The sequence below is a fragment of the Psychrobacter sp. 1U2 genome, from assembly GCF_051847575.1.
Genome location: NZ_JBPYDC010000615.1, coordinates 1 through 938, shown reverse-complemented (window position 1 = coordinate 938; position 938 = coordinate 1). Strand labels below are relative to the sequence as shown.

Here is a 938-nt window from a genome sequence, read left to right as displayed (position 1 = left end):
GTACCAATTCGTAGAATTTCTGCCTGCTCAAATACTATCTGATACAGACAATAACCCACTATTTTATGGCTAGCAATTTTTTCTTCTTTGCCTTTATCATAAGCAATCAGGATATGATTGTTATCTTGCTCTAGCAAATCAACCATTGCTTGACACGACCACGCCTCTTGCGCCTGCACCATAGCTTCAATATTCGCTACCATTTGTATTATTGTGACAAAATCTAAATCGTGATTTGACAGACTTTTTATAGTAGCCATTATGCTTCCTCGTCTTACTCTTCATCAAAAAAAAGCCACCCTTATATAAGGATGGCTTTTTGACTAAAGGCTTCACACTCATCAGACTAAGCTGAATGCAGCAAACCTTGCAATGTCTTCTTAGTCGTTAACGTTAGCAACAACACCAGCGCCTACTGTACGGCCGCCTTCACGAATTGCAAAGCGAAGACCTTTGTCCATAGCGATTGGGTGGATAAGCTCGACGCCCATCTCAACGTTGTCACCAGGCATAACCATTTCAGTACCGTCTTGTAACTGGATTGCGCCAGTGACGTCAGTGGTACGGAAGTAGAACTGTGGACGATAGCCGTTTAGGAATGGCGTATGACGACCACCTTCTTCTTTTGACAATACGTATACTTCAGCGTCAAACTTGGTATGCGGGGTGATTGAACCTGGCTTCGCTAGTACTTGGCCACGTTGTACGTCTTCACGCTTGGTACCACGTAGTAGGACGCCACAGTTTTCACCAGCACGACCTTCGTCTAGTAGTTTACGGAACATCTCGACACCAGTACAGGTGGTTTTTTGAGTGTCACGGATACCAACGATTTCGATCTCGTCACCAACTTTTACGATGCCTGATTCAACACGGCCGGTTACGACGGTACCACGACCTGAGATTGAGAATACGTCTTCGATTGGCATTAGGAATGC

The 938-nt window shown here is 44.7% G+C and carries 1 protein-coding gene and 1 pseudogene; both read right to left on the bottom strand.

The features are described 5' to 3' along the window. Positions 1-260 (bottom strand): annotated as a pseudogene (locus ACS8FD_RS17640) (ribosomal protein S18-alanine N-acetyltransferase); the annotation flags it as partial. Positions 261-380: 120 nt separating this feature from the next. Next, positions 381-938 (bottom strand): EF-Tu C-terminal domain-related protein (locus ACS8FD_RS17635; RefSeq protein WP_439276807.1); only part of this gene is annotated, 558 nt, incomplete at its 5' end.